The sequence below is a fragment of the Pseudomonas arvensis genome (genome assembly GCF_056688935.1).
Genome location: NZ_CP162038.1, coordinates 4,616,091 through 4,642,809 on the forward strand (window position 1 = coordinate 4,616,091; position 26,719 = coordinate 4,642,809).

Genomic DNA, 26,719 nt, shown 5'->3' on the forward strand with positions numbered 1-26,719 from the left:
GGAACCGTCCTGATGAACCAAGCCTTCGATGTCGCTGAACTCGCCGCGACTTACGCCAACAAATCCGCCCAGGATATTCTCAAACTGGCGTTCAGCCAGTTCGGCGATGACCTGTGGATCTCCTTCAGCGGTGCCGAGGACGTGGTGCTGGTGGACATGGCCTGGAAGCTGAACAAGAACGTCAAGGTGTTCAGCCTCGACACCGGCCGCCTGCACCCGGAGACCTACCGGTTTATCGAGCAGGTGCGTGACTTCTACAAGATCGATATCGAACTGATCTCGCCGGACCAGAGCAAGCTGGAACCCTTCGTCAAGGAAAAGGGCCTGTTCAGCTTCTATAAGGACGGCCATGGCGAATGCTGTGGCGTGCGCAAGATCGAGCCGCTCCGCCGCAAGCTGTCCGGCGTGAAGGCCTGGGCCACCGGCCAACGCCGTGACCAGAGCCCAGGCACGCGCAGCCAGGTGGCGGCGCTGGAGATCGATACCGCCTTTTCCACCCCGGAACGCACCCTGTACAAGTTCAACCCGCTGGCGCAGATGAGCAGCGAGGAGATCTGGGGATACATCCGCATGCTGGAGTTGCCTTACAACAGCCTGCATGAGCGTGGGTTTATCAGCATCGGCTGCGAGCCGTGCACCCGGCCTGTGCTGCCGAACCAGCATGAGCGAGAGGGTCGTTGGTGGTGGGAAGAGGCCACGCAGAAGGAATGCGGGCTGCATGCGGGGAATATCATCAGCAAGGCCTAAGGGCTGACGCAGTTGGAAAATGTGGGAGGGGGCTTGCCCCCGATGGCTGAGTGTCATGCACTGCATCAGTGACTGACACACCGCTATCGGAGGCAAGCCCCCTCCCACATTTTGTTTCGGGTGGAGTGTTAGAGATGTACACACGCATGTAACCATCGGTGCCATTTATGTGTGCAATCTGCCTTGACCCGCACCATAACGTAACACCCTCTCCGGCTTATCGATTGCTCCGGTGAATCCACAGCTCGCAACCAAAAAATAAATAGCTGTTCAACCGGTCAATTTATATCTCTTTGAATTCAGCTATTTATTTAACCATCCTATAAAAACGAAATTACCCACGATTTTCATAGATCGGAAACTGGCACGTATGTGGCTTAAGGTGAAATGCGCTTTGTATACAATAAATACAAAACCTACATACACTTTGCCATCTGCGGACTTCCAGCAGATGTGCTGGAGCCTGCCGGAATGCGTACAAGCCTCTCGAACAATATCGCACTGGATCTGCCCTCCTCTGCCCTGAACCCAGACGCCGCAAGCCCCCGCCCCTTGGTGCTCAGCCCACGCCTGCACAACAAAGACCTCGCGCCAACCAAGGTCGAAGGCCGACGCTGGGGGCGCTACAGCATCTTTGCGCTGTGGACCAACGACGTGCACAACATCGCCAACTATTCGTTCGCGATAGGCCTATATGCGTTGGGCCTGGGCGGTTGGCAGATCCTGTTATCCCTGGGGATCGGTGCGGCGCTGGTGTACTTTTTCATGAACCTTTCGGGGTATATGGGGCAGAAGACCGGCGTTCCGTTCCCGGTAATCAGCCGCATCAGTTTCGGCATTCACGGCGCGCAGATTCCCGCGTTGATCCGGGCAGTGATTGCGATTGCCTGGTTTGGTATTCAGACCTACCTGGCCTCGGTGGTTTTCCGCGTGCTGCTGACGGCGATTCATCCAGGGTTTGCTGACTATGACCACAACTCGATCCTCGGCCTGTCATCCCTTGGCTGGGCGTGTTTTGTGGCCATCTGGTTCGTGCAACTGGTGATCCTGGCCTACGGCATGGAGATGGTGCGGCGTTATGAAGGCTTCGCCGGACCGGTGATTTTGCTGACGGTGGCCGCGCTGGCCGGCTGGATGTACTTCCAGGCGGGCGGCAACATTGCCTGGTCGATCCGCGAGCCGCTGAGCGGTGGCGAAATGTGGCGCAATATCTTTGCCGGTGGCGCACTGTGGCTGTCGATCTACGGCACGCTGATCCTCAACTTCTGCGACTTCGCCCGTTCCTCGCCCTGCCGCAAGACGATCCAGATCGGCAACTTTTGGGGCCTGCCGGTGAACATCCTGGTGTTCGCCGCGATCACCGTGCTGTTGTGCGGCGGGCAGTTCCAACTCAACGGCCGGGTGATCGAAAGCCCGACCGAAATCATCGCGGCCATCCCCAATACCTTCTTCCTCGTGCTGGGCTGCCTGGCGTTCCTGATCGTCACCGTGGCGGTAAACATCATGGCCAACTTCGTTGCGCCCGCCTTTGTGCTGAGCAACCTGGCGCCCAAGTACCTGAACTTCCGTCGTGCCGGCCTGATCAGCGCCACTGTGGCGGTGTTGATCCTGCCGTGGAATCTCTACAACAGCCCGCTGGTGATCGTGTACTTCCTCTCCGGCCTGGGCGCGCTGCTGGGGCCGTTGTACGGGGTGATCATGGTCGACTACTGGCTGATCCGTAAAAGCCAGGTGGACGTACCGCAGTTGTACAGCGAAGACCCGAAAGGCGTTTATTACTACAGCCGAGGGGTCAATTTACGCGCGGTGGCAGCGTTTGTTCCTGCAGCCGTGATCGCCATTCTGCTGGCGCTGCTGCCAGGGTTTGCCAGCGTCTCGCCGTTTTCCTGGTTGTTTGGCGCCGGTATTGCAGGGCTGCTGTACCTGCTGATCGCCAAACGCCAGCCGTTCTACGCCGATGTCAGCGGCGAAAGTATTGCAGTCGATAACGTCAGTCATTAAAACAAGGACATTCCATGCGCATCCTCGTGGTCAACGTCAACACCACCGAATCCATTACCGACACCATCGCCCAGCAAGCGCGGGGCGTGGCCTCACCGGGCACCGAGATTGTCGGGCTCACGCCTTTCTTCGGTGCCGAATCGGTGGAAGGCAACTTTGAAAGCTACCTGGCCGCCATTGCGGTGATGGACCGGGTCATGGCCTACGACCAGCCGTTCGATGCCGTGATCCAGGCCGGCTACGGCGAACACGGCCGCGAAGGCCTGCAGGAATTGTTGAACGTACCAGTGGTGGACATCACCGAAGCCGCCGCCAGCACGGCGATGTTCCTGGGCCATGCCTATTCGGTGGTGACCACCCTGGACCGCACCGTGCCGCTGATCGAAGACCGCCTGAAACTCGCCGGTCTGTACCAACGCTGCGCCTCGGTGCGGGCCAGTGGCATGGCGGTCCTGGAGCTGGAAGAAGACCCATTGGCCGCCATGGAAGCCATCGTGCGCCAGGCGGAACTGGCCATTCGCGAGGACAAAGCGGAGGTGATCTGCCTGGGCTGCGGCGGCATGGCGGGATTGGATGAGCAGATCAGACAACGCACCGGAGTGCCGGTGGTGGATGGGGTGACGGCGGCGGTGACCATTGCCGAGTCGCTGGTGCGGTTGGGGTTGTCGACGTCGAAGGTCAGGACTTACGCGACGCCACGGCCGAAGAGGGTCATTGGTTGGCCCGGCATGTTCGGCCGCTGAAGGTCCAAAATGTGGAATCGTCCCACATTAGATCGCGCTGAATTGTTGTGCCAAACCCTGCTCGGCAAACCGCTCAATGATGAACTCCACAAACGCCCGGGTTTTACCGGGCAGTAACTTGTGCTCGGCGTAGTAAATGGAAATATTGCCGTCGTCGACATACCAGTCCGGCAACACCCGCACCACCGCGCCGCTGTCGAGGAACGGCACGGCCATGGGCATGCTCACCAGCGCAACGCCCAGACCCTGGGCGCTGGCACAGCAGGCGGCTTCGGAGTCGCTCATGGTCATGCCGGGCTTGAGCACCAGCGGGCGGTGTTCACGCTCGCGGCTGGTCAATTGCCAGGAGCGTACGCGGCCGGTCTGCGGCGAGCGGATGAGGATGCCATCGCAGTGCGCCAGGTCCTCGGGCGCCACTACCGGCGGGCGCTGCGCCAGGTAAGCAGCAGACGCCACCAGTACCCGATGCGCCGGGGTCAACCTGCGCGCCACCACGCCCTGGGGCAGCTCAAAACCACCGCCAATTGCAGCATCGAAGCCTTGGCCGATCAGATCGACCTGGCGGTTATCAAAATGCCAGTCCGGACTGATATCCGGAAAGCGGCGCATAAACTCCCCCAGCAGCGGCACCACATAACGATTGCCGAACACCGTGCCCATGCTGACTTTGAGCGTGCCCACCGGCCGCCCTTCGGCACTGGCCAGGTTGGCCACGGCGTTCTGGATGGTGGTGAGGCTGCCGCTGACCTCTTCGAGGAACAGCTTGCCCGCTTCGGTGAGCGTAAGGCGCCGGGTACTACGCTGGAACAGCCGCACACCGAGGCGCGCTTCCAGCTTGGCGACACTTTTACCGACCGCTGCCGGAGTCAGGCTAAGGTGCCGCGCCGCTTCGGCAAAGCTGCCGCCTTCGGCGCTGCGCACGAAGCATTCGATACTGCCAAAGCTCTCCATCTGCACCCACTCTAAACTTTTGATTTACACAGACTATAGCAATCACGGTCTACCGGTAGGGTTGGGTGAGGTCGATACTCGACTCCAACAACAAGGCATACCGCCTTGAACAGCCAGGAGATCGACATGACCACACTCAACCTCAGCGGTAAAGTCGCCTTGATTCAAGGCGGTTCCCGCGGCATCGGCGCCGCTATCGTCAAGCGCCTTGCCGCACAAGGTGCAACCGTCGCCTTTACCTACGTCAGCTCGGCGGCCAAGGCCGAAGAACTGCAAAACAGCGTGATCAGTGCCGGCGGCAAAGCCCTGGCGATCCATGCTGACAGCGCAGACGCGACAGCGATTCGCAATGCGGTCAACGCCACCGTCGAAGCCTTTGGACGCCTGGATATTCTGGTGAACAACGCGGGCGTACTAGCCATCGCACCGCTGGAAGACTTCAAGCTGGAAGACTTCGACCAGACCCTGGCAATCAACGTGCGCAGCGTGTTTATCGCTACCCAGGAAGCGGCAAAACATATGGGTGAAGGTGGCCGCGTGATCAACATCGGCAGCACCAATGCCGAGCGCATGCCATTTGGCGGTGGCGGGCCGTATGCGATGAGCAAGGCGGCGCTGGTGGGGTTGACCAAGGGTCTGGCGCGGGACCTGGGGCCGCGGGGCATCACCATCAATAATGTGCAACCTGGGCCGGTGGACACGGATATGAACCCGGCGAACAGCGATTTTGCCGAGAGCCTGATGGCGCTGATGGCGGTGGGGCGTTACGGGCATGTGGAAGAGATCGCCAGTTTCGTGGCGTACCTGGCCGGGCCGGAAGCGGGGTATATCACCGGTGCCAGCCTGACCATTGATGGCGGGTTCAGCGCCTGATAGTTCGGGAGCAATGAAATCAAATGTGGGAGGGGCTCCGTCCCACATTTTCTGCCCTGCGGTGAATCAGGACATCGGTGGCAAACCATAAGCCGCCAGATCAAAGTCCGCCAGCTTGCGGATGATCTGGTCGGCGTGGTGGTACTTGCTGTCAGCCATGGCTTCATCGGGCACGGCGATGGCGGTCATATGAGCGGCCTTCGCAGCGGTGACGCCGAACGGTGAATCTTCAAACACCAGGCAATCCTGCGGCGCCACACCCAGGCGGCGGGCGGCGGTGAGGAAAATATCCGGCGCAGGTTTCGCGGCGCCCACTTCGGGGTCGTCGGCGGTGACGATGGTGCCGAACAGGCTGAACCACTCGCGGTGCAACGTGGTTTTGTGGCCAAACGAATTGCGCGACGAACTGGTGCCGACGGCAATCGGAATATTGTGCGCCTTCAAATGCCGCACCAATGCCTCGGCACCGGGCATGCCCAGAGCCCTGGGAAAACGTTCACTCATCAACGGTTCGCGAATTTCCAGAAACTCGGCCGGCGTAATCGGCAAGTCCAGGGCCTTGACCACGTACTCCGCCAAGTCCTGCGCCCCGCGACCAATAATGTGCTGTTTGATCCCCCAGTCATAGGTACGGCCATAACGCTCGGCGATGATCTGCGTGACTTCGGTGTAGATGCCTTCAGTGTCCAGCAACAACCCGTCCATATCGAAAATCACAGCCTTGATCGGGGCAACGGTACGCGGTGGATTCATCACAACAGATCCTTGGGGCGAAGGACTAAAAGGATTCAGCACAATAACGGCCCCACTTACCTGCGGGCAACCCTTTAGACTATGCCCTCCCCCTTTGAAGCACACACAATGCTCTACCGCCTAGCTGCCGACAGCCTCGTGCTGTTCCACCTTTGCTTCATCCTGTTCGTCCTGTTCGGCGGGCTGCTGGCCCTAAAGTGGCGGCCGGTTATCTGGCTGCACCTGCCCGCCGCCGCGTGGGGCGTGGCCGTCGAGGTTTTCCACCTCCCCTGCCCATTGACGCGCTGGGAAAACCTGCTTCGCCATCTCGCCGGTCAAGACGGCTATGGCGGCGGGTTTATCGAACACTACATTGTTGCGCTCATCTACCCAGCGGGGCTGACCCCGCAGATTCAACTGGGGCTGGGTGCCCTGGTGTTGTTGATCAACATCGCGGTGTATACGCAGCTGATTCGGCGTTACGTACAGGCTTGAGACAGCCGCAGAGGTGAAGAATCAGACTCCCTCAGTCCGTTCATAGCCGCCACCATGTCCGAAGCCTTCGAAGTCCCCAGCCCCCACGAAAAACACATCGAACACACCACTGAACATGCCCACGCACGCGGGGACAATTTCGCCAGCCGCATCGCCGTCATGACCGCGCTGATGGCCACCCTCGGCGCCATGCTCAGCTACCAGGCCGGCTCCACCGAAAGCGAAGCGGCGATGGACAAAAACAACGCGGCCATCTTCAAGACCGAAGCCGCCAACCAGTGGAACTACTACCAGGCAAAATCCAGCCGTCAGAACCTGGCGGAACTGGCCACCCATATTCCGGGCGTGGACGCCGCGCATTACAAGGATGAAATCGAACGCTACAAAAGCCAGAAGGAAGACGTGCGCCAGCAGGCAGAAAAGCTTGAGGCCACCTCGCGTGAATGGGATGAAAAATCAGAACAGGCCTTGCACCAGCACCACCGCTGGGCCCAGGCGATGACGGCGATTCAGATCGCGATTTCGTTGGCGGCGATTACGTTGCTCACGCGCAAGGAGTGGTTGAAGCGCATGGCGTATACGGCGGCGGGCGTGGCAGTGGTGTTAGGCAGCCTGGCCGGGCTGCATCTTTGATATTTTCATTTGGGCCCGCTACCTCAATCGCTATATAGTAAATGTCATAGCGCTATCAAGGAGAGACCGGTGTCCGCATGCGCTACGCCCAGGCCATTCATCGCGGCGGCGACCTGGGAGATTTCGAGCACTACCCCAATGCCAGGTTGTGGATCCTGGAGATCCAGATCGCGCACCCGAGCAGACCCTACGGCGCTTTCTACGAAGACTTACTCGCTTAACTGCCGAAGATTTAACCAGGGCGAGCGACGTATCATGGGTCCACCTTTCGAGGAAGTGCCCGTGAACCTCAGCATTGTTTACGCGCTGGCGGCAGCCGCCCTGTTCGGCGCCAGTACCCCGCTTGCCAAAAATCTCGGCCTGGGTCTTTCACCGGTGCTGCTCGCCGGCCTGCTCTACCTCGGCAGCGGCATCGGACTCGCCGGCGTACGCCTTGTCCGTGACCGCGGCTGGAAATCCTCCGGCCTCACCCCCACCGAATGGCCATGGCTGCTCGGCGCCATCGCCTTCGGCGGCATCCTCGGCCCCGTGGCCCTGATGTTCGGCCTCACCCGCACCACCGGCGCGACCGCGTCCCTGATGCTCAACCTCGAATCGGTGTTGACCGCCGTGATCGCCTGGCTGGTATTCAGAGAAAACGCCGACCGCCGAATCGTGCTTGGGATGATCGCAATTGTGTTGGGCGGCGTTGCGCTGTCATGGCCCGAAGGCGGTGGCGGCAGCCATGACTGGACAGGCCCCCTGGCAGTCGCGCTCGCCTGCTTGTGCTGGGGCATCGACAACAACCTGACGCGCAAAGTGTCGGCATCGGACGCCTTGTTTATCGCGAGTACCAAGGGGTTGATCGCAGGTGTAGTAAATGCGGCAGTGGCGCTCTATCTCGGCGCGCAGATCCCCGGAGCGGCACAACTCGCGCCGATCTTGTTGGTTGGATTTCTGGGGTATGGCATCAGCCTGGTCATGTTTGTACTGGCATTGCGTGGACTGGGCAGTGCACGCACCGGGGCATACTTCTCGACCGCACCGTTCCTGGGGGCCGCGATTGCAATGCTGGTGTTGGGGGAATCGGTGACGACGGCGTTCTGGATCGCCTCAGCGCTGATGGCCGTGGGCGTGTGGCTGCATCTGACGGAGCGGCACGCCCATGAACATCAGCATGAGGCGACGGAACACGGGCATCGGCATGTGCATGATGAACATCATCAGCATGAGCATGGGTTTGAGTGGGATCCGGATGTGCCCCACAGCCATGTGCATGTGCACAGCCCGGTGAGGCATAGTCATGCGCATTTTCCGGATGTGCATCATCGGCATAGGCATTAGAAGCGGGGTCACCACAGGATGAATCAGGGCGGCTCAATGGGCCGCCCTTCGTTATGCAATACAGGCCCGGCTTATGCGTGGCGCCCCGTATAACCCTTGCGCTCATACTCCCATCCCCTGCACGCCAAACCCACGTGCTTAGGAATCAACGCAGCACCACTGCTATAAGCCGTGATAGTCCTGCGAGAGAAACCCAACTCCACAGCCGCTGCGGAAAGGGACAAATTGTTACTCAGCATCCACGCTCTGAAATCCTGCGTCAGCATGACCTCGCCAGATTGCTCCAACGCCAAACGGTGAAGCGTGACGGATGACAGTTCAAGGTCATCGCCCCATGTCACATCAAAGCCCCACTCCCCCACCTCGGCTTGGCCGAATCGAGCCAGATCCAGAAGCGGCTTGAGAACGGGAAAAGTATTTATATGATCAACGAGATCAACCGTGTGTCGCTTGCCGTTACTCCACTCGATCTCTAAGGCATGCTTGCCGGCAACTGGTCGCACAGCAGAGATGCGAAGCTTGCTGGTCATAAGTCAGTTCCTCCGGTTTTGTTCATCCCATACGCGCTTAAGATCAGCGACATGGGCTTTTGCCCAAAGCAGGGCGGCTTTCAATGCCTTGGCGTCAGCGCCCGAGCCGAGCACCACCAGCCCTTCTATCTGAACCAACGACTCACCATTTGGCGTCTGCACATGAAAATGCGGCGGCGCGTGGTCGTCGGGATAGATTTTTATTTTCCAGTTTCGTTCACTGTGAAGGGTAGCCATGAGGGCAGATGCTAGAGAAAAATTTTCCCTAGCACAACAGCGGTTTCACATGCTGGATACCAAACCCTTCAGGCTTCTATTCCAGCGAAACCAGAAGCGATGCTGCCGTACTCAGTGAAATTGCACCGCTCTGCACGGACAGGACGACAGGGCAATCCAGACGCCAAGCCTTTTCAATCCCCAGAAATCACAAAACCCCTGGATTCTTTCGAAACCAGGGGTTTTGTTTACATCGAATTTGGCGGTGAAGGAGAGATTCGAAAGTACCCGCACCCTCGATCGCTCAGCCGAGGCCCCGGAATACAAGGGCTACAGCGGTGCCGGTTGCGCGAAAGCGTTCCCACGCCATTCCCACGGACCTCAGATTGCACCGCGTTACGCGTGCGCATCACACGTGTAGTGGGCTGAGATTCGAAATCTAGAGGGGGGCAAAAAAAAGAGTAACATAAGTAATCTTGACCGTTTTTCACGCTCAAGCCATTGAAATTTAAGGGTTTTGTATTCAAGCCAAAAGGTAATTTTTAAGTAATATTGAAGTAATCTGATTACTCTTTATAAATGTAATTCTCATGTTTATAAAAACCCTTTAAAAACAACGTGTTGGCAAAAAATTACCTTTTCAATTACTTCTCTGTTACTCCTTTTTGTAATACCGAACCCCACGGAATACGCGACCTCCAGCCCATTACCCATACGCGGTTACTGAAATTACTCTTTTTGAAATACCCCCCCTCTACCTGCACAGCAACGCCTCCAGACCTTTCGAAGAAATACCCCCTCGGTGCAGGGTTCCGCAGGCTTTCAACGTCCCCACAACGCCAAGCAAGCGCCCAGCCTGAGCCGCCGGGAGTGGTCCGCAGGGGCGCAGAAAAAACGACCCATTTAGCCCGCAGGCGAGGTGGGGGGACGACGGCGCGCGCCGAGTGCTGAAGCACGTCACTGCCCCGGTGTGGCACGCCAGTGGCCCGAGTGTGGCACGCCAACTCCCCACCCCTGCACCGGCCAGTCAGGGTGCTGCCAAGGTGGGAGCTGCCTGGAAGGCTTCGCTGCGCTGAAAGCCCTGTGTTTATTGGGCCTCGCTGCCTTTTAGGGTTGTCGTGACACCTGCTAAATGCTATGTTGAGATGGGTTTTTTCATGCTGCTGAATGACAGACTTTCGTCTGTGCCGGCTGAACTTTTCCACCTAAAGTCCCCTCCTCCCCCCTGCATTTCGTCGCCTCACATCGCGTAAGGGTCAAACCTCATTTACTGTATGCGCATACAGCACTGGACGCGCCCCCATGAACACAGACGAAGACAACTTCACCTGGCTTGGATTACCTACTCCGCTGGAGATGTATCAACAGCATTGCCGTTTGCTGGAGAACGAGATCCAAGAGCTGAACGCACAATTGCGCAAAGCTCGGGCAGACATTTTCGGGATAAGTCAGATGCTGCTGGAAACCCAGGCGAAGAACAGCGAGTTCGCGGCGTATCTCCGAGCGCGCGGTGCCGAAGCCGCAGCAATGCGGAAGCAGATCTCAGACCTGACTACGTCGGATTTTGTAAGCCGACGAGAAGCGGAACAGTTACGGCGGATAGTCAATGAAATGAGGCCTCAACCGATCACCATTGTCTAAGATCAAATCGAGAGAGGGCTGGACTATGTGCGGAAGACTGTCGCAATACCGAGGTATTCACGACTTCGTAGCAGCTTTGAGCATGCCCAATGCATTGGCGAACTCCGTGGGCGAACAGCCTATTGAGCGCTACAACGTTGCGCCAACGACCAAAGTTGCGCTGTTACATATGCAGGGTGACTTGCTGCACGCCGATCCCGTGCGCTGGGGGTGGCGACCGCATTGGGCTAAAGACCGCGCCGCACCGATTAATGCGCGCGTCGAAAAAGTCGCCAACGGCCCATTCTTCAGGGCGATCTGGCCGCACCGGGCGATTACACCGATCGACAATTGGTTTGAATGGGTGGACGAAGGTGGGCCAAAGAAACAGCCCTATCTAATCCGCAGGCGGGATGGCTCGCCGATATTGTGTGCGGCCATCGGCCAACTGCCCGACGCTGATGAAGGCCCAGGCGAGCATGACGGCTTTGTGATCATCACCGCCGATAGTGCCGGCGGCATGGTCGACATCCACGACAGAAGGCCCGTGGTACTGACCCCAGACCTTGCCCGCGAATGGTTGCATCCAGCAACGCCGAAGGAGCGTGCCGAGCAGATGGTGTTGCACCAGGGCGAGCCTTCCGAGGCATTTGAATGGTTCAAGGTCAGCACCGCCGTGGGCAACGTTAGAAACAAGGAAGCCAGTTTGATTGATCCGGTTCCTTAGAACAGACCACCCAATGCATCGGGCTCCCAATTCATAATGACCAGCTCCCCGCTGACGTCGGCTTTCCCCTGCCGCTGATTTGCCGTGCTGTATCGGATATCCACCATTTCGAAGTGAAACCCGTCAAACACCTGCCGGATATCTGGGTGATCGTTGATGCTGACCATCACCTTGCCCTTGCAGCGGCGCATGAAATCGGCCATCCGCTCGTAGTTTTCAAAGGAAAAGTCCACGCCATAGCCTGCGGTCTGCCAGTAAGGTGGGTCCATGTAGTGAAATGTATGCGGCCGATCGTACCGCTCCGCACATTCCAGCCAGCCCAGGTTCTCAACGTAGGTGCCTGAGAGTCGTTGCCACGCGGCAGATAGGTTCTCCTCGATCCGCAGGAGGTTGATCGCCGGTCCCGTGGTAGCAGTACCAAATGTCTGCCCGCTGACCTTGCCCGCAAAGGCATGGTGCTGCAGGTAGAAAAACCGCGCAGCCCGCTGGATGTCGGTAAGAGTTTCAGGCCTGGTCATCTTTTGCCATTCGAACACCTGGCGGGAGCTTAGCGCCCACTTGAACTGGCGCACGAACTCTTCCAAGTGGTTCTGCACCACGCGGTACAACGTCACCAGGTCGCCATTGATGTCATTGAGAACCTCAACGGGTGCAGCCTGGGGCCGCATGAAGTAAAGCGCGGCACCGCCGGCAAAAACCTCGACGTAGCATTCATGGGGTGGAAACAGCGGAATAAGACGATCTGCCAGGCGACGCTTGCCGCCCATCCACGGGATTATAGGTGTGCTCATAAGTGATCCTTGTTTCGACAATTGGATTCGCTTAGGCTTCGCACCCCCTGCGCAGTGGGGCGAGGCCTTGGTTGGAGCACTCGGCGTGTTCGAGTGATTCAGCGTCGAGCGGGTGTTAGCGCACCAGCTCGTCGCCTCGTTTACTGCGCGGGGGTACTATTTCTCCCCCGCTCCAAGTTCAAATGGCTTGAAGCGCACGACTTCTTCGCCGACCCAATCATTGAGAAGGGCCAGGCGTGTCTGAATTGGCTCAAGCTCCAGGGTGGCCCAGACCTCCCCCGCTTCCTTCGGCGAGCCAAAGCCCCCCGCGTTTTTCGGCACGATGCCCATCAGCTGCGGATAAACCCGCAACGCCGCCAGAACATCGCCCTGGGTCTGATCCTTGATCGAGTTGAATTCGTCCTTGGCCGACACCTCGCTCACCGGGATCAACTGAATGCCTTCTTTCTTCCCGTTCGGCGCATACACAAACAAGTTGCGGAAGTTGCCAGGCCCCTTGGAGTTTTTCAAAGCCGTGCGTAGGTCGTCGATATCGGCCTCGTTTTGCGCCGCGTCCGTCATGTACAGGATGAAACCGGCATGACTACCGTTCTCGTAGTACTTCCGGCGAAACAACGTCGCCGACTGGTTCAACAGCGCCGATTGCAATGCACACAGCCACTCCGGCAACCCGTAAATTTCCTGATGCAGATCCAGTTCGCGCAAATGGAAGACGCTGCCCTGGTCAAACGCATGCTCATTCTTCCAGCCCTGCACCTGGAAAAAGTGCCCGTCCTTTCCTACCCGCATGTACTTCGCCAGCGCAGGCTTGAGCGCTACAGTGGTGCCCAGCAATGACCGCCGCGCCTCCACGTACCCATTGCCCAATGCAAGGTAGTCCTGAGCGTACTGGTCGAACGCCTCGCGGGTAAGCAGCTTGTGCGGGATGAACGTGCGGGTTAGTTGGTTGCGCTTGAAGCGCAGCCCAGAGTCAAGGTGAACGCTGGCCTTCACCGACCGAGCCAGTCCGTCCAGCGACAAGGGCGGCTCGTACCAACGCCCGTTAAACCAGCACTCCAGAGAGTCGAATATCTCTCTGGCAGATAACACCGACTCCGGCTCGCCGAACGTAAACGCCACCGACTTGTGCTCACTCACCGCCTGCTCCGTGGCAACCGCCACCTCATTACCTGTACTCATCAAAAAAGCTCCATCCGCCCGGTATTGGCAGCCGTCTGCCCTTCGAGCGGTTCGTGGTGTAGTGCATGGAAAAGCGCCCAGGCCAGGTCGGCGTGGCCGGTTGATTCGCTGCGTCCGGCGGTATAGGTGAACTGCCGGCCGCTGGCGGTGATGGTTTTGCGGATAGCCATCAGTGATTGCGCGAAGTCAGTCCACCCGGCGTCGAACTCCAGCCGGCCCTTGTGGATCACGTCATAGGCTTTCATCACCAAGCGCGACTTCACCTCTGGCGAATAACTGAACGTGGTCAGTCCAGGGAAGAACTGCCGCACCAGCTGCGCCACGCCGGAGCCCATGCCGGTTGTGTCGATACCGATATAGGTCACCCAGTAGCGCTGGGTCACCATGCGGATTGACTCGGCCTGCGCCGCGAAGTCCATGCCTCGGAACTGGTGGCGCTCAAGCACCCGGAACTTACCGCCGGGCACCATCGGCGGCGCAACGACCACCAGACCGGAGCTATCGCCCGTTTCGGCCGGGTCATAACCCAACCAAACCTGCCGGTCGGCCAGCGGGCGCGGCGCCATCGGTTTGTAGTCCTCGGCCCATTCGACCCAGCTATCCACCATGCACGACTGCAAAATCGACAGCGGGAAGATGCTCGCACCGTCGTCCACAAACTGGCACATCAGCAAGTTCTGGAAGGCCTCGGCGTCGTACTCTTGGCGCAACTCCTCAAGGTCAAACCGGTCACAGCCGCGCTGCTCGGCGTCCAGAATCGTGACGATCTGCCGCCACACCTTGTCCTCGCACAACCGCCCCTGTTGCAGGGCATCGTGGGACACATCCACAGAAATACGGTTGGCGGCAGGCTTGCCCTTATTGAAACGCTCCCCCGTCCAGAACGTATAGGCCTCATGGGCCATGCTCGACGGGGTGCTGAAATAAGTGCGACGGTACTGTTTCTGCATCGCCATGCCCGAGGCGACTTTGTTCAGCTCCTTAAACTTGAACGTCCAGAAGAATTCGTCGAAGTAGAAGTTACCGTGGTAACCCTGGGCGGTTCGGGCGTTGGTCCCCAGGAAGTGCAGCTCGGCGCCGTTCGCCAGCGTGATGGGATCGCCGGTCAACTCGACGCCGACCACTTCCCTGGCAAAGGACTGAATGTACGACTTGAAAATGTGCGCCTGATTCTTCGAAGCCGACAGGAAGATCTGGTTACGCCCCGTGGTCAGCGCATCAATCAACGCCTCACGAGCAAAGTAGAAAGTCGCCCCGATCTGCCGGCTTTTCAGAATGGCCCTGGTGCGCTGATTACCCGCCTTGTACCAATCCAGCTGATAGCCGAAACACCCATCGATAAACGCCTGAGTGAGCAGCTCGATATGCTCCTCGCTGAACTCGTTGCGGCTCGGTTTTTTCTTCGGCCCGCTATTGCGGTCATTCAGTTTCGGGTTTAGCTCAGACTCGGTACCGCCACCCTGGAACCGCTCGATACGGGCCTGGCGCTCCAACTGCCGGTGGAGCAGGTCAATTTCCTTGAAGTCGCCGCCGGACTTGCCTTCCTTCAGGATCAACTGCACCAACCGCGCTTCCAACGCCCCGCCAATTCGCTCGACATTACCCGCACGATCCCATTCGTCACGGGTTTTCCAGCTGTGGACGGTCTTCTCTTTTTCGTCCAGGTATTCGGCAATTTCAGTGATGCGCCAGCCCGTCCAGTACAAAAACTTGGCCTGGCGACGATTATCACGGATGGGAATTTCAGCGAGAGCATTCATGGCGCAGATGCTGCCTCCCGCGCGCGTGGTATACCCGCCCCGCTCCCTGTAGAGCCTTGCTCTACAAGTGCGGCTCGTTGCCCGCAAGGCCGCAGCTGCCGACCATGCCCACATCGCAACGGCAGTTCGCCGCCACCGCACTGAGGACTCCCCATGGCCAGCAGCACCAAACAGAAATTCCGCTCCAAGTGGACCCGCATTGCCGTAGAAGGCGCGACCACTGATGGCCGCATCATCGAGCGGAACTGGATTGCCGACATGGCCTCGCAGTACAGCCCCAACACTTATGGCGCTCGCATCAACTGCGAACACATCAAGGGTTACTGGCCTGGTGGTGAGTTCGGCGCATACGGCGACGTCGTTGCGCTCAAAGCTGAAGAAGTCGAAATCGCCGGCATCAAGAAACTGGCGTTGTTCGCCCAGCTTGAACCCAATGACGCGTTGCTGGCCTTGAACAAGGCAGGTCAGAAGATCTACACCTCGGTGGAGATCCAACCGAAGTTTGCAGACAGCGGCAAGGCTTACCTGGTCGGCCTCGCCATTACCGATACTCCAGCCAGCCTAGGTACCGAAGCTCTTAGCTTCAGCGCTACACACGGCACGTTAGCCGGACGCAAACAGGACAAAGACAACCTGTTCAGCGCCGCCGAAGAAGCCGAACTCGAATTCGAGGAAGTCACCGACCAGCCGAGTGCTTTTGCAGCAATCAAGGCCAAGCTCGGTGAGTTCATCAAAATGAGCAAGGACAAGGATGGCAAGGACGCCAACACTTTCTCCGACATCGGTGAAGCACTGGAAAGCCTGGTCACCCTTGCCACCCAGCAGGCTGAGCAAGCCGACGCTTCAAGCAAGGCCTTGGTAGATCTGAAAAAGCAGTTCACCAGCCTGGACACCGAGTTCAAAGAGCTCAAAACCAAGCTCGGGCAAACCGCTGACCACAGCCAGCCACATCGCCCGCACAGCACTGGCGGTGCAGGCACCGTACTGACTGCTTACTGAACCCACGGCCCAACACCGACAAGCCTATTCACCGGAGAACACCCCCATGCGTAAAGAAACACGCTTCGCCTTCGCCGCCCTGGCCGTGCAGATCGCCCTGCTCAATGGCGTAGCCAGTGCCCACGAAAAATTCAGCGTCGACCCTAGCATCCAGCAAAAACTGGAAGTCGCCGTGCAGGAGTCCGATGGATTCCTGAAGCAAATCAACATTATCGGCGTCGACGAACAGTCCGGCGAAGCTCTGTTGCTGGGCGTCAATGGCCCGGTCGCAAGCCGCACCGATACCTCCGGTGGCACTCGCCGCAGCCCGTTGGGCCGCAGCACACTGAGTAAAGACACCTACATCTGCAAGCAGACCAACTTCGACAGCGCGTTCCCCTACGCCCTGTTGGATGCGTGGGCCAAGTTTCCAGACTTCCAAGTCAAGCTGAGCAACGCGATCATCCTGCGCCAGGCACTGGACCGCATCATGGTCGGCTTCAACGGCACCAGCGCCGCAGCGAATACCAACCGCGCGGCCAACCCGTTGTTGCAGGACGTTAACATTGGCTGGCTGCAAAAAATCCGCACCAGTGCCGATGACCGCGTGCTCAGCGAAGCCACCATTGGCCCGCGCAAAATCATCAAAGTGCTGGGCGTTGACACCATCTTTGAGGGTGATTACGCCAACCTCGACGGCCTGGTGTTCGACGCTATCCAAATGCTCGACCCTTGGCACCGCAATAGCCCGGACCTGCGCGTGATGGTTTCGCGCAACCTGATGCACGGCAAGCTGCTGGCAGCTGTAGAAAAGGGCGCCGACTCCAACCAGGAAGAAAACTCCGCTCAAGAAATCGTCAGCCGCGCCCGTTTGGGTGGCCTTCCGGTGGTCGACGCTCCGTTCTTCCCGGACAACACGGTTCTGGTAACCACCCTCAAAAACCTTTCGATCTACTACCAGAACGGCGCCCGTCGTCGCCACCTGAAAGACGAACCCGAGCTGGATCGCGTCGCCGACTACCAGTCTTCGAACGAAGCCTATGTCATCGAAGATTTCGGCCTGGTCGCGCTGGTGGAAGGCATCACCGCCGTCGTCTACCCAGCACCGACTGAAGCACCAGTTGAAGCACCAGTTGAAGGCTAAGAGGCACGCCATGCACCAGACACCCGCCCAACGCAACCAGCTGCGCAAACGTGCTGCCATAGAGGCCGCCGCAAAAGCGCCGGCCACATCAATGGCAGGCGCTACTGCCTACGAGCACCAACTTGCCCAACTGGCCCAGCACCGTGCACGTCTCAAGCAGGTGCAGTCCAACCAGGGCAAAGCCGAGCTCAAAGCTCTGCTGATCCCTGAGTACGAGCCCTATGTGCAAGGTGTACTGGATGCCGGCAACGGTGCCCAAGACGAGGTGCTCACCACCATCATGCTCTGGTGCATTGACGCGGGCGGCTACGGCGGCGCGCTTACGATTGCTGATTACGTCATCAAGCACGGTCTGAAAATGCCGGATCGCTTCGAGCGCACAACCGGCACCTTGATCGCAGAAGAAATCGCCGAAGCCGCTCTAAAAGCGCAAAAAGCTGGCGATAGTTTTCCACTGGAGTTCCTTGAGGAGGCCCAGCGAATCACTGCCGAACAGGACATGCCCGACCAAGCTCGCGCCAAATTGCACCTGGCAATAGGCAAGGCTCTGGCGGCCATTCCCGACGATACCGCAGCCGGCAATCTGGTAGCTCTGGCTGAGGCCAAGCAGCACCTGGCCAAAGCCATCGACTTGCACAGCAATTGCGGCGGCAAAAAGGATCTGGAGCGCGTCGAGCGCCTCCTCAAGAAACATACTGCCCCAGGCAGTTAACCGAGCGTCCCCACGCACCCCGCCGGCTCGGGGCGGATCGGCCAGGCCGCTCCTCCTGAACGTGAAGCCCCGACCACCGGCGATCTATCGGAGCAGTCATGAACACCGCCTTTGCCAACCTCTACCAGAGTGATTTCACTCCAACGGAATCTGAACGGCGCTTGGCTGCTGCGGCTGAACAGTACGTGGCCGAGACAGAGGCTTACGACCGCACCGTCTGCACCGGCCCCATTCTGAAAGGCTCCATCATGCCGGCCAACTCTCACGAACGTGGGCTGGTGAACCGCAACGCCATGCAAGCGATGGACCGTCTCTATACGCAACACCCCGAATTTACCCGGCAGCAGATCCTGCGCGAAGTTTCCCGCGCAGACATCCGAGGCCCATCCAATTGAGCGCGTTCGTAGCCAGCGGCCCAGTCACCGGCGGGCATATCAATACCGACCCGTTCTGGCCCTCAATCGACCTTGAGCAACTGCGCGCCACCCTGCGCATCGACAACAGCGTCACCCCGGCCCGACTGGAAACAGCCGTGATCGCAGCCGCTATCAACCTCAACCGAGAACTGAAGTCGTGGAAAGCAAAGCAACTGGCTGCCGGCTACGCCAAGTTGGCCGACGTACCCGACGACAAGATCAATGACGTGTCGGTCCAAGCCCACCTGTACCGCCGTGCGATCGAGGCCGGTACCGGCGCCGAAGTCTGCGAGCGATACCGCGACTACAGCGCTACCAACACCGGTAGCGATAAGGCCCAGGAAACCACCCCGACCATCGACGACTACCGCCGCGATCTGCGCTGGGCAGTCCGTGACTTCCTCGGTGTAAGCCGCACGACCGTGGAGCTGATCTGATGCCCGTCACCGTCCGCACTAATCAAAACGAAACCGTAGACGCCCTTTGCTGGCGGTTCTACGGCCGCACTGCCGGCGTAACCGAAGCGGTGCTTGATGCCAACCCTGGCCTGGCTGACCACGGCCCGATCCTGCCGCAAGGCCTTCTCGTCAACATGCCCGAAGCCCAAGCCAGCGCGCCCCAGCGGCAGATGGTGCAGCTATGGAACTGACCCTCTGCAACCAAGGAAAACCACACCATGGCTGATCCAACTTCCAGCGTTGTGACTGGTCTGCTCATCGGTTTGGGCCTGTCCACCGTAACGCCCGTCATCGACGACGGAGCGTTATTCGGCGCCATCCTCGGCGCCTGGCTTGTTACCAGTACCAAGCGTGATCTCAAAGTCTGGCAGCGGCTGGGCTCACTTTTCCTGTCGGCCGGTGTGGGCTATCTGTTCGCGCCCATGGCACTACAGGCAATTCCGTTTATCACCAGCGGTGGCAGCGCTTTTGTCTGTGCCCTGGTGGTCATCCCGATCAGCATCAAACTGATGGTTTGGGTGGAAAAGGCGGATATCTGGGACATCTGGCGTCGCATCAGAGGGGGCACCTGATATGCCGAACATCGAACTGGCCGTGCAGTTGATCGCGGCGATCGCTTACCTGCTGAGTGCCCTGCGCCTGGCCTGCTATACCCGAGGCGATGCGCGGTACCGGCGCAGCATCTCTCTGCTGGCAAGCCTGTTTGGCGCCACATTGTGCATCTGCGGTCTGGAGATCCTGCTGGAGCGCCAACCCACCAGCCTCGGGCAAGCCGCTGCCATCGTGCTGCTCTGCATCCTGATTTTCCGTTCACGCGGCAATGTCGCCGCCCTGTTGAGGCCCAGCGCATGACCACCACCCTTCGCCATGGCGACCGCTCGCAAGCGGTGCTGATGTTGCAAAAGAACCTCATCAAGCACGGCGCCAAGCTGTTACCGGACGGACACTATGGCGATGTCACTGAATCCGCCGTGCGTGCGTACCAGGCGAAAGCCGGCCTGGTCGCCGATGGCGTCGCCGGTACCAAGACGCAAACCAGCCTTGCAGGCGGCGACTGCGCCCAGTTGCTGCGCAACAACGACCTGGTGGCCGCAGCCGAACGCCTCGACGTGCCTTTGGCGAGCATCTACGCGGTCAATGAGGTGGAGTCCAAAGGCAAGGGCTTTCTCGACAACGGCAAGCCGGTGATCCTGTTCGAACGGCATATCATGTACCGCCAGCTCGCTATGGTTCGGCACCCTGGTGATGACCCGGCTGAACTCAAGCGGCACGCCGACCAACTCGCCACCGCCAACCCTGCCCTGGTCAACCCGAAGGCCGGCGGTTACATCGGCGGTACCTCCGAGCACCAGCGCCTGGCCATGGCCCGCCTGATCGATGACAAAGCAGCCCTGGAGTCTGCGTCCTGGGGTGCCTTCCAGATCATGGGGTTCCATTGGAAGCGTCTCGGCTACGCCAGCGTGCAGGACTTTGTGGCGGCAATGAGTGCCGGCGAATCGCAGCAGTTCGAGGCATTCACCCGCTTCATTGAAACCGACCCGGTACTGCATAAGGCGCTGAAGGCCCGCAAATGGGCCGAGTTCGCCAAGCTCTACAACGGGCCGGACTACCTGCGAAATCTCTACGACACCAAGCTCCAGCGCGCCTATGAGCGGCACGCCGGCTGCGAGTGCGGACAAGGGGTGGCGGCATGATTGACTTCGAAGCGCTGCAAAAACTGCGGGTGCAGGACGGCGATCTGCTGGTAGTGCCTGAGTCGACCGAACAGAGCGACATGGAACTGTTGGCCGAATCCATCCAGATCATGAATGGCTCACGCGCTGTCATCGTGCGCGGCCCTATCAAGCTGCTCGACACTGCGGCCATGAACAAACTCGGGTGGTACCGCGCATGAGCACCCTGCGCCAGGCCTTGTACGGCATCGCCCTGCTCGGTGTCCTGGTGCTGCTGATCTGGGCCCAGGAAACACGCATCGACGTCGCTGAAGGCGAAACTGAGCGGGCACAAGCTGCCGCAAAGACCGCCCGCGACGATGCCGACCGCAACCTGAAAACCGCCAACACGCTCACCGACACCCTGAAACAGGAACGCGACGCACAGAGCAACCTGCGCGCCCAGCAGGATCAGTTGCGCCAAAGCCTGGCAAAACGCGAGCGAACTATAGAGGAGCTGAAACGTGAAAACGACGAACTACGCAACTGGGCTGGTCAGCCTCTGCCTGACGCTGCTCGCCGGCTGCGCGAGCGCCCCGCCCTCACCGGCGCCGCCGCTTATCGTGACTGGCTGTCCGGCCGTAGTTCCGTGCCATCTGCCGGCGACCAGCCCCCTCAACAACGGTGACCTCCTGACCGACGGAGACCGCGCCGAAGCCGCCTGGGCTGACTGCGCAGATCAGGTCGACATGGTCTACAAACACCAGCAGGCCAATCCATGAACAAGCCCGAAAGCCTACGCGCTCACCTGCTGGCCACCGTCGCCGACTTCAAACACGACCCCGACCGCCTGTTGATCTTCATCGACAATGGGAAGGTCCGTTGCACGGCCGCACGTACACTGTCTTTTGAATACAGCTTTGACCTGCAGATCATCCTCACCGAGTTCGCCGGCCACCCTGACAGCGTGATGCTGCCAATTCTGGGCTGGCTCAGTGTCAACCAGTCCGAGCTGCTGGAAAACCTCGACAAGGTCAAAAACGGCATTCAGTTCGAAGCCGATATCCTCGACAAAAATAAGGTAGACCTCAGCATTACCCTGGCACTTACAGAGCGCGTAGTCGTTGGCAAGGATGACCAAGGTGTCACCACCGTGAGGCATCAGAACGAACCGCAGTACGTGGCGAGCTACCTCGATCCGAACTGGACGCCAGGGGCACAAGGCAACACCAGTGAATGGATGTTGCCTGATGGCAAGTAACCTGGAAGCGCTGGAGACCTGGGCAGCGGTCCTGCTCGATCGGCTGGAGCCGGTGGAGCGCAGCAAGCTCGCCCGGAGCATTGGGCAGGAGCTGCGTCGCAGTCAGCAGAAACGCGTGATGGCTCAAGAGAACCCGGACGGGTCCAAGTTTGCGCCGCGAAAGCAGCGAAACCTGCGCGGAAAGAAGGGCCGTATTCGTCGGAAGCTGGCAATGTTCAAGAAACTGCGTACGGCGTCGTACCTGAAAGCACGGTGCGATAGCAATACCGTAACGGTTGGCTTCACTGGACGAATCGCTCGGATTGCTAGGGTCCACCAGTACGGTCTGAAAGATCGTGCAGAGCGCGGCGCGCCCGACGTCCGTTACGAACAACGTGAGGTACTTGGCTTCACAGATGCAGACCTTGATGTGATTCGTGATGGTTTACTCGCACACCTGACACTGTAACGCCCCTTCTTACAAGTCGACGAAGCTGCACTCGCACGCGCGCAACGCCACCATCGGCGCCATGAACGACTTCGCCGCCCTCTCCCGCATGCTCGAAAACCTCATCCGCTTCGGCGTCATCGCCGCCGTGCAGATGGACCCCCCGCGCGTGCAGGTAAAAACCGGAACGCTGACTACTGCCTGGCTGCCGTGGCTCGCCCTGCGTGCTGGAGCCGATCAGGAGTGGGATCCGCCCACCGAAGGCGAACAGGTGATCCTGTTCAGCCCATCAGGCCAGCTCGCAAACGGCATCGTCGTAACCGGCCTCTTCAGCGACCACATCCCCGCCAACGGCAACCGCGCCGGCCTGCACCGTCGCACCTACGCCGACGGCGCGGTGATCGAGTACGACAGCGTAGCCCATCACCTAAACGCCACTCTGCCCGACAGCGGTACCACCAGCCTGGTCAGCAAGGGCGGGATCAACATCATCGGGCCGATCAATCACCAGGGCGACTACAACCAAACCGGCAACCAGAACGTGGTCGGCCTGGTGACCGTCTCCGAAGACGTGATCGCAGCCAACATCAGCCTGGTCAAGCACCCGCACGGTGGGGTACTGGTGGGCAGCGCGAAGACGGGGAAACCAGAATGAACCGAGAGACCGGCGCAGCCATGAGCGAACTGGACCACATTGGCCAGGGCATCGCAGACATTCTCACTACCCGCATCGGCACCCGAGTGATGCGCCGCGAATACGGCAGCCTGTTGCCCGAGCTGGTAGACCATCCTTTCAACGACGCCACACGTCTGCGCGTTTACGCCGCTACCGTAATGGCGCTGATGCGTTGGGAGCCGCGTATCAGCCTCAGCCGTGTGCAGTTCCTCGGCGCGAACCTGCAAGGGCAGTCGGTGCTGGAGCTGGAAGGTTCTGTCGTCGACAGCAATGAGCCGTTGAGCTTGAGCGTGCCGCTGCAAATGGGTGGCAGCGTATGAATTCTTTTGCCGCTATCGACCTCAGCCAGCTCCCCGCGCCGCAGATCGTCGAGCAGATCGACTTCGAATTGATCCTGGCCGAGCGCAAGGCCTACATGATCAGCCTGTGGCCGATCGAGGAACAAGCGCAGATTGCCGCCCGCCTCGAACTGGAATCGGAGCCCCTGGCCAAGCTGCTGCAAGAGAACGCTTACCGCGAGACCATCTGGCGTCAGCGGGTGAATGAGGCGTCCATGGCGAACCTGCTGGCCCTAGCCAAAGGCCCCGACCTGGACCAACTGGCGGGTAACTTCAACGTCCAGCGCCTGGTGGTTCAGGAAGCCAAGCCGATGGCTGTCCCGCCGGTAGCGCGGCTGATGGAAAGCGACGAAAGCTTGCGGGAGCGAGCGCAAATGTCCTGGGAGGGACTGAGCACCGCCGGCCCACGCCAGAGCTATATCTTCCATGCCCGAGGGGCTGACGGCCGTGTTGCCGATGCGACAGCTGAGAGCCCATCACCCGCCGTGGCAGTGGTCACCGTGCAGGCCTTGCTCGGCGACGGCACTGCCTCGGCCGACTTGCTCGCCGCAGTCAAAAAGCACTTGAGTGACGACGACCGCAGGCCCGTGGCCGACCGCCTGACTGTTCAGGGCGCGCAGATCCTGCGCTACCAGGTCAAAGCCAAGCTGTACCTCCTGACCAGCGGCCCCGAGTCGGAGCCGATTCTGGCTGCGGCTGAGCAAAGCCTGCAGGCGTACGTCAATCAACGTCGGCGCCTAGCGATGGAAGTGTCGGAGTCGGCCCTGCATGCGGCGCTGTTCGTCGAAGGGGTGCGCAAGGTCGAGCTGGAAAACTGGGTCGATATCGTCGCCACCAAAGCACAGGCGCCGTACTGCACCGGCGTCACCATTACACGGGGCGCCGAGTAATGGGCGCGCAGCAGCTGGTGCCGAGAAACTCCACGCCGCTTGAGATCCAGGCTGCACAGGCGCTTGCGGAAATTCAACGCGTTCCGATCCCATTACGGGATCTGTGCAACCCGAACACCTGCCCAGCGGTGGTGCTGCCCTACCTGGCCTGGGCCTTCTCCGTCGATCGCTGGGACAGCAATTGGACCGAAGCCACCAAGCGCGCAGCCATCCGTTCATCCCGCTACATCCACGCGCACAAAGGCACCATCGGCGCCCTGCGCCGCGTGGTTGAGCCGCTGGGTTACCTGATCGAGGTGATGGAGTGGTGGCAGACCGTGCCGGAAGGCGTTCCCGGCACCTTTGCCTTGAAGGTCGGCGTCCTGGACACCGGTATCACCGAAGAAATGTACCAAGAGCTGACCTGGCTGATCGATGACGCCAAGCCACTCACCCGCCCACTAACGGGCCTGGCGATCAGCCTGGAAAGCACCGGCACCGTTTTTATTGGGGCCTGCGTGTACGAAGGCGACGAACTCAGCGTTTACCCACCGACACAGCGCGACATTGACGTAAGCGGTGTGACCCGCATCGGTGGCCGCGAACATCATATCGACACGATGGACATCTACTCATGACCGATCAAAACAGCCAGTTCTTCGCGATTCTCACCGACATTGGCAGAGCCAAGCAGGCCAACGCGACTGCCCTCGGCACTACGTGGACCTTTGCCCAGATGGCCGTGGGTGATGCCAACGGCACAGAGCCCATTCCCAACAGCTCGCAAACCAAGCTGATCAACGAACGCCGCCGGGCACCGTTGAACCAAGTGAAGGTCGACCCAGCGAATGCCAACGTGATCATCGCTGAGCAGATCATTCCCGAGAGCGTTGGCGGCTGGTGGGTTCGCGAGCTTGGCCTGTACGACGCTGCCGGTGACATGGTCGCGGTAGCGAACTGTGCTCCGACATTTAAACCGCTGCTGGCACAAGGATCAGGCCGGACGCAGGTGATTCGAATCAACCTGATCGTCAGCAACACGGCGAACATTGAGTTGAAGATCGATCCGAGCGTGGTACTGGCAACACGCGAGTATGTCGACCTGGCGGTCACCGAGGTTATGTCGCGGCTCGACTTCAAGCACTCGGTGTTGGTGGCCACCACGGCGAACATCGTGCTGAGCGGGATTCAAACCGTCGACGGTGTGTTACTTGCGGCAGACTCACGCGTTCTGGTGAAAGACCAGGCGCAGGCGAAAGATAACGGTATCTATGTCGTGCCGGCAGCCGGCGCCTGGAAGCGCGCCCAGGATGCTGACGCGAGTGTCGAGGTGACGCCGGGGCTGTTCGTCACCGTCGAGAAAGGTACTGCAAACGGCGACAGCGTTTGGCAGCTCGTGACGGATGCGCCGATTGTGCTGGGCACCACTTCGCTCACCTTTGAAGTGGTTGCAGGGCGCACGGGCATTATCGCTGGCACCTACCGCAGCTTGACCGTGGATAAGCTCGGTCGCGTTATTGCGGGCACCAACCCCACGACGCTTTCGGGCGCGGGTATTACTGATGCCCTTTCGTCCACCCCGCAAGGTGTTCTTGTTGGGGCAATTGCTGATATTGCAAAACATGATATCGGTACGTACTCCGGACCTACGACCGACAAGCCGACGGCAGGCGGTATTTATTTGCGGTTGAAATATCCCGGCATTAATACATTGGCGTTCGATTTTTACGCTCACATGGCTAGTGGTGCGGATACATTCGGATTCAGGCGAGTAGGTGCGGACGGAACTTCTACTTGGCGTGAGGTTTATCACTCCGGCAACTTTGACCCGTCTTCAAAAGCCGATAAGTCGCAGCTTGGAACTGCTGCTGCTCTGACGTCTACAGTTTCAACAACAGACTCGACTCCGGGGCGTGCTCTTCGGGTTGGCGATTTTGGTTGGGGCGCGCCAACCGCTGTAACTGCGACTGACGCTAACCTCATAGAGGCGTCGGGTATCTACTCCATCGGCTCTGGCACCTTGAACGTTCCTGCTGGTGCCGGATCTGGCTCAATGCTCTTTCACATGAACTATACGGTTAACACCGGAAATCGGACGGCGACTCAAGAGGTAGTTTCGAGGTCTGCTCCTGCACGGAAATTCTGGCGTGCGCGTGTTGTTGATGTTTGGGGGGCTTGGGTTGAGGCGGCAGCGAGCGGCGTTAACAGCAGTATTACTGCCCTTACAGGCCTGACTGCGCGACCTTCGTTTGGGGGTAACTTGGCGTGGGATGCCGGAAACTTCGACCCGTCGTCGAAAATCAACAAAGACCAATCTCAAGCAGTCGGTTTTTTTGGGGGAGCTAAGACTGCGCCTTACCTCCTGCACGCTGACGGGACATTTGTTTATTTGCAGGTTGATCGGCCCAAAGATACCGCTCTACTTACGGCAAATGGCTGGAGTAAGAACGCAGACACCGGTGAAATT

At 59.4% G+C, this 26,719-nt stretch carries 33 protein-coding genes and 3 pseudogenes; 29 read left to right on the plus strand and 7 right to left on the minus strand.

What is annotated here, in order from left to right; translation table 11 throughout:
• Nucleotides 1-12 precede the first annotated feature (12 nt).
• The 3 genes from AB3G88_RS20705 (at nucleotide 13) to AB3G88_RS20715 (ending at nucleotide 3,491) form a co-directional block, all read left to right on the plus strand.
• Nucleotides 13-747 (plus strand): phosphoadenylyl-sulfate reductase, encoded by a 735-nt coding sequence (locus tag AB3G88_RS20705; RefSeq protein WP_099582723.1) that lies wholly within the window; start codon nucleotides 13-15, stop codon nucleotides 745-747.
• A gap of 471 nt (nucleotides 748-1,218) precedes the next feature.
• Complete coding sequence (locus AB3G88_RS20710) at nucleotides 1,219-2,748, plus strand: NCS1 family nucleobase:cation symporter-1 (RefSeq protein WP_480451427.1); 1,530 nt, start codon at nucleotides 1,219-1,221, stop codon at nucleotides 2,746-2,748.
• 14 nt (nucleotides 2,749-2,762) lie between these two features.
• Nucleotides 2,763-3,491, plus strand: coding sequence for an aspartate/glutamate racemase family protein (locus AB3G88_RS20715; RefSeq protein WP_112196463.1), 729 nt, complete (start codon nucleotides 2,763-2,765; stop codon nucleotides 3,489-3,491).
• A gap of 27 nt (nucleotides 3,492-3,518) precedes the next feature.
• Here the strand turns inward: AB3G88_RS20715 and AB3G88_RS20720 are convergent, their stop codons facing one another.
• Nucleotides 3,519-4,442, minus strand: a complete 924-nt coding sequence (locus tag AB3G88_RS20720; RefSeq protein ID WP_480451430.1) for a LysR family transcriptional regulator — start codon at nucleotides 4,440-4,442, stop codon at nucleotides 3,519-3,521.
• 126 nt (nucleotides 4,443-4,568) lie between these two features.
• On the opposite strand from AB3G88_RS20720, the gene AB3G88_RS20725 reads away from it, so the two are divergent.
• On the plus strand, nucleotides 4,569-5,315 hold the full coding sequence (locus tag AB3G88_RS20725; protein ID WP_099582727.1) for a 3-oxoacyl-ACP reductase family protein: 747 nt from the start codon (nucleotides 4,569-4,571) through the stop codon (nucleotides 5,313-5,315).
• Nucleotides 5,316-5,381: 66 nt separating this feature from the next.
• Here AB3G88_RS20725 and AB3G88_RS20730 read toward each other — a convergent pair whose 3' ends face one another.
• A complete protein-coding gene (locus tag AB3G88_RS20730; RefSeq protein ID WP_112196465.1) occupies nucleotides 5,382-6,068 on the minus strand; it encodes an HAD-IA family hydrolase in 687 nt (228 codons plus the stop codon).
• Between the two features lie 108 nt (nucleotides 6,069-6,176).
• On the opposite strand from AB3G88_RS20730, the gene AB3G88_RS20735 reads away from it, so the two are divergent.
• The 4 genes and pseudogenes from AB3G88_RS20735 to AB3G88_RS20750 all read left to right on the plus strand — a co-directional run bounded on the left by AB3G88_RS20735 (nucleotide 6,177) and on the right by AB3G88_RS20750 (nucleotide 8,498).
• Nucleotides 6,177-6,542 carry a DUF2784 domain-containing protein gene (locus AB3G88_RS20735; protein WP_099582729.1) on the plus strand — a complete coding sequence of 122 codons (366 nt, stop codon included), beginning with the start codon at nucleotides 6,177-6,179 and terminating at the stop codon, nucleotides 6,540-6,542.
• Between the two features lie 54 nt (nucleotides 6,543-6,596).
• A complete protein-coding gene (locus AB3G88_RS20740) occupies nucleotides 6,597-7,175 on the plus strand; it encodes a DUF4337 domain-containing protein (protein ID WP_099582730.1) in 579 nt (192 codons plus the stop codon).
• An 83-nt stretch (nucleotides 7,176-7,258) separates the two neighbouring features.
• Nucleotides 7,259-7,396 (plus strand): annotated as a pseudogene (locus AB3G88_RS20745) (M24 family metallopeptidase); the annotation flags it as partial.
• A 61-nt stretch (nucleotides 7,397-7,457) separates the two neighbouring features.
• Nucleotides 7,458-8,498 (plus strand): DMT family transporter, encoded by a 1,041-nt coding sequence (locus AB3G88_RS20750; RefSeq protein ID WP_480451433.1) that lies wholly within the window; start codon nucleotides 7,458-7,460, stop codon nucleotides 8,496-8,498.
• 71 nt (nucleotides 8,499-8,569) lie between these two features.
• On the opposite strand, the gene AB3G88_RS20755 is transcribed toward AB3G88_RS20750, so the two are convergent.
• Nucleotides 8,570-9,028: a DUF2442 domain-containing protein gene (locus AB3G88_RS20755; protein ID WP_099582732.1), complete on the minus strand. Its 459-nt coding sequence runs from the start codon at nucleotides 9,026-9,028 to the stop codon at nucleotides 8,570-8,572.
• Nucleotides 9,029-9,031: 3 nt separating this feature from the next.
• Nucleotides 9,032-9,265: a DUF4160 domain-containing protein gene (locus AB3G88_RS20760; RefSeq protein ID WP_191959105.1), complete on the minus strand. Its 234-nt coding sequence runs from the start codon at nucleotides 9,263-9,265 to the stop codon at nucleotides 9,032-9,034.
• A gap of 1,281 nt (nucleotides 9,266-10,546) precedes the next feature.
• Between AB3G88_RS20760 and AB3G88_RS20765 the strand changes: the two genes are divergently transcribed.
• Complete coding sequence (locus tag AB3G88_RS20765) at nucleotides 10,547-10,885, plus strand: hypothetical protein (protein ID WP_480451436.1); 339 nt, start codon at nucleotides 10,547-10,549, stop codon at nucleotides 10,883-10,885.
• 25 nt (nucleotides 10,886-10,910) lie between these two features.
• On the plus strand, nucleotides 10,911-11,591 hold the full coding sequence (locus AB3G88_RS20770; RefSeq protein WP_480451438.1) for an SOS response-associated peptidase family protein: 681 nt from the start codon (nucleotides 10,911-10,913) through the stop codon (nucleotides 11,589-11,591).
• Here AB3G88_RS20770 and AB3G88_RS20775 read toward each other — a convergent pair.
• From AB3G88_RS20775 to AB3G88_RS20785, 3 genes are all read right to left on the minus strand, one after another.
• The gene (locus AB3G88_RS20775) at nucleotides 11,588-12,382 is read right to left on the minus strand and encodes a DNA adenine methylase (RefSeq protein WP_480451440.1); all 795 of its coding nucleotides are present in this window, start codon (nucleotides 12,380-12,382) and stop codon (nucleotides 11,588-11,590) included. The genes AB3G88_RS20770 and AB3G88_RS20775 overlap by 4 nt on opposite strands.
• 156 nt (nucleotides 12,383-12,538) lie before the next feature.
• Entirely contained in the window at nucleotides 12,539-13,561 is a 1,023-nt protein-coding gene (locus AB3G88_RS20780; RefSeq protein ID WP_480451442.1) for a phage portal protein, read from the minus strand.
• Nucleotides 13,561-15,321, minus strand: coding sequence for a terminase ATPase subunit family protein (locus tag AB3G88_RS20785; RefSeq protein WP_480451444.1), 1,761 nt, complete (start codon nucleotides 15,319-15,321; stop codon nucleotides 13,561-13,563). The genes AB3G88_RS20780 and AB3G88_RS20785 overlap by 1 nt, the downstream gene beginning before the upstream one ends.
• 153 nt (nucleotides 15,322-15,474) lie before the next feature.
• Between AB3G88_RS20785 and AB3G88_RS20790 the strand changes: the two genes are divergently transcribed.
• From AB3G88_RS20790 to AB3G88_RS20880, 19 genes and pseudogenes are all read left to right on the plus strand, one after another.
• Nucleotides 15,475-16,320 (plus strand): GPO family capsid scaffolding protein, encoded by an 846-nt coding sequence (locus AB3G88_RS20790; protein WP_480451446.1) that lies wholly within the window; start codon nucleotides 15,475-15,477, stop codon nucleotides 16,318-16,320.
• A 46-nt stretch (nucleotides 16,321-16,366) separates the two neighbouring features.
• The gene (locus AB3G88_RS20795) at nucleotides 16,367-17,443 is read left to right on the plus strand and encodes a phage major capsid protein, P2 family (RefSeq protein WP_480451448.1); all 1,077 of its coding nucleotides are present in this window, start codon (nucleotides 16,367-16,369) and stop codon (nucleotides 17,441-17,443) included.
• A gap of 10 nt (nucleotides 17,444-17,453) precedes the next feature.
• The gene (gpM, locus tag AB3G88_RS20800) at nucleotides 17,454-18,155 is read left to right on the plus strand and encodes a phage terminase small subunit (RefSeq protein WP_480451450.1); all 702 of its coding nucleotides are present in this window, start codon (nucleotides 17,454-17,456) and stop codon (nucleotides 18,153-18,155) included.
• A gap of 98 nt (nucleotides 18,156-18,253) precedes the next feature.
• Complete coding sequence (locus tag AB3G88_RS20805; protein ID WP_480451452.1) at nucleotides 18,254-18,550, plus strand: hypothetical protein; 297 nt, start codon at nucleotides 18,254-18,256, stop codon at nucleotides 18,548-18,550.
• A complete protein-coding gene (locus AB3G88_RS20810; RefSeq protein WP_480451454.1) occupies nucleotides 18,547-19,008 on the plus strand; it encodes a head completion/stabilization protein in 462 nt (153 codons plus the stop codon). The genes AB3G88_RS20805 and AB3G88_RS20810 overlap by 4 nt, the downstream gene beginning before the upstream one ends.
• Entirely contained in the window at nucleotides 19,008-19,220 is a 213-nt protein-coding gene (locus AB3G88_RS20815; protein WP_480451456.1) for a tail protein X, read from the plus strand. Before AB3G88_RS20810 ends, AB3G88_RS20815 begins: the two co-directional genes overlap by 1 nt.
• A 27-nt stretch (nucleotides 19,221-19,247) precedes the next feature.
• Entirely contained in the window at nucleotides 19,248-19,601 is a 354-nt protein-coding gene (locus AB3G88_RS20820; RefSeq protein WP_046035109.1) for a putative holin, read from the plus strand.
• 1 nt (nucleotide 19,602) lies between these two features.
• Nucleotides 19,603-19,881 (plus strand): phage holin family protein, encoded by a 279-nt coding sequence (locus AB3G88_RS20825; protein WP_046035110.1) that lies wholly within the window; start codon nucleotides 19,603-19,605, stop codon nucleotides 19,879-19,881.
• The gene (locus AB3G88_RS20830; RefSeq protein WP_480451458.1) at nucleotides 19,878-20,723 is read left to right on the plus strand and encodes an N-acetylmuramidase domain-containing protein; all 846 of its coding nucleotides are present in this window, start codon (nucleotides 19,878-19,880) and stop codon (nucleotides 20,721-20,723) included. Before AB3G88_RS20825 ends, AB3G88_RS20830 begins: the two co-directional genes overlap by 4 nt.
• Entirely contained in the window at nucleotides 20,720-20,923 is a 204-nt protein-coding gene (locus AB3G88_RS20835) for a hypothetical protein (protein ID WP_480451461.1), read from the plus strand. Before AB3G88_RS20830 ends, AB3G88_RS20835 begins: the two co-directional genes overlap by 4 nt.
• Nucleotides 20,920-21,285 (plus strand): annotated as a pseudogene (gene lysB / locus AB3G88_RS20840) (Rz-like lysis system protein LysB); the annotation flags it as partial. The gene AB3G88_RS20835 and the pseudogene lysB, both read left to right, overlap by 4 nt.
• Entirely contained in the window at nucleotides 21,206-21,463 is a 258-nt protein-coding gene (gene lysC / locus AB3G88_RS20845) for an Rz1-like lysis system protein LysC (protein WP_480451463.1), read from the plus strand. The pseudogene lysB and the gene lysC, both read left to right, overlap by 80 nt.
• Nucleotides 21,460-21,942 (plus strand): phage tail protein, encoded by a 483-nt coding sequence (locus AB3G88_RS20850; protein WP_480451465.1) that lies wholly within the window; start codon nucleotides 21,460-21,462, stop codon nucleotides 21,940-21,942. The genes lysC and AB3G88_RS20850 overlap by 4 nt, the downstream gene beginning before the upstream one ends.
• The gene (locus AB3G88_RS20855) at nucleotides 21,932-22,390 is read left to right on the plus strand and encodes a phage virion morphogenesis protein (protein WP_480451467.1); all 459 of its coding nucleotides are present in this window, start codon (nucleotides 21,932-21,934) and stop codon (nucleotides 22,388-22,390) included. The genes AB3G88_RS20850 and AB3G88_RS20855 overlap by 11 nt, the downstream gene beginning before the upstream one ends.
• Before the next feature lie 61 nt (nucleotides 22,391-22,451).
• Nucleotides 22,452-23,024 carry a phage baseplate assembly protein V gene (locus tag AB3G88_RS20860; RefSeq protein WP_480451469.1) on the plus strand — a complete coding sequence of 191 codons (573 nt, stop codon included), beginning with the start codon at nucleotides 22,452-22,454 and terminating at the stop codon, nucleotides 23,022-23,024.
• A complete protein-coding gene (locus AB3G88_RS20865; RefSeq protein ID WP_122822330.1) occupies nucleotides 23,021-23,365 on the plus strand; it encodes a GPW/gp25 family protein in 345 nt (114 codons plus the stop codon). The genes AB3G88_RS20860 and AB3G88_RS20865 overlap by 4 nt, the downstream gene beginning before the upstream one ends.
• Complete coding sequence (locus AB3G88_RS20870) at nucleotides 23,362-24,273, plus strand: baseplate J/gp47 family protein (RefSeq protein ID WP_480451471.1); 912 nt, start codon at nucleotides 23,362-23,364, stop codon at nucleotides 24,271-24,273. The genes AB3G88_RS20865 and AB3G88_RS20870 overlap by 4 nt, the downstream gene beginning before the upstream one ends.
• A complete protein-coding gene (locus AB3G88_RS20875; protein WP_095184147.1) occupies nucleotides 24,273-24,890 on the plus strand; it encodes a phage tail protein I in 618 nt (205 codons plus the stop codon). Before AB3G88_RS20870 ends, AB3G88_RS20875 begins: the two co-directional genes overlap by 1 nt.
• Nucleotides 24,887-25,708: pseudogene (locus tag AB3G88_RS20880) on the plus strand (phage tail protein); the annotation flags it as partial. The gene AB3G88_RS20875 and the pseudogene AB3G88_RS20880, both read left to right, overlap by 4 nt.
• Nucleotides 25,709-26,719: the final 1,011 nt, after the last annotated feature.